We start from the raw sequence: 298 nt of genomic DNA, 5'->3' as shown, positions 1-298 counted from the left end.
TCCCTCTTCGACGAAGACGCCATGTTCGTACCGGGACCGGGACAGGAGCCCGTCTACGGCAGGGAAAGCATCAAGGAAGCGCTGAAGCCCTACCTCGCCTCGCCCGGCACCTTTGAGATGGGGGCCGCGTCGGTCCATCAGAACGGCGACCTGGCGATGGTCCAGGTGCCCTGGCGGATCACGAGCGAGGACGGCACCGTGGAAGGAAAGTCGGTCGAGGTGATGAAGAGGACGACCGAGGGGGACTGGGTCTACATCATCGAAAACCCCTACGGCGTCTGATTCTCGTCATCCCGGC

General features: G+C 63.4%; 1 protein-coding gene. It reads left to right on the top strand.

Going from position 1 to position 298, the window contains the following annotated elements:
• The coding region (locus tag IG99_RS43805) for a YybH family protein (RefSeq protein ID WP_037684639.1) at positions 1-282 on the top strand (282 nt) is incomplete at its 5' end.
• Positions 283-298: the final 16 nt, after the last annotated feature.

This window comes from Streptomyces griseus subsp. griseus (genome assembly GCF_000720255.1).
GTDB lineage: Bacteria > Actinomycetota > Actinomycetes > Streptomycetales > Streptomycetaceae > Streptomyces > Streptomyces griseus_I.
The sequence above is the reverse complement of the archived record's forward strand: the minus strand, read 5'-3'. Positions and strand labels throughout refer to the sequence as shown.